General features: G+C 45.9%; 1 pseudogene. It reads left to right on the top strand.

Annotated features, from left to right (window positions below):
* Positions 1-30: 30 nt before the first annotated feature.
* Positions 31-257 (top strand): annotated as a pseudogene (locus tag AAEY94_RS20755) (hypothetical protein); the annotation flags it as partial.

Here is a 257-nt window from a genome sequence, read left to right as displayed (position 1 = left end):
ACAAAAACCACATAAGCAATAAGAAGCAAGATGCCGCTAAAACACATTCAATGGATCACAGGTTTTATCACTGTTTTACTGGCCCTTCCCATTGTCATTGGCTTGGTCGGTACCTTGCTTCCTGCTTTTCATTATTTCCCCCCACTGGGCGAATATGACTTTTCTTTATCCCCTTGGCGTAACGTGTTTTCCCAAGGGGAATTTTACGCGGGCCTAAAACTGACCTTAATCACGGGCATTGGTGCGCCCGTATTGGC

The organism is Shewanella sp. AC34-MNA-CIBAN-0136 (assembly GCF_040309945.1).
In the GTDB taxonomy this organism is placed as follows: domain Bacteria; phylum Pseudomonadota; class Gammaproteobacteria; order Enterobacterales; family Shewanellaceae; genus Shewanella.
This window is presented reverse-complemented; position numbering and strand designations above follow the sequence as displayed.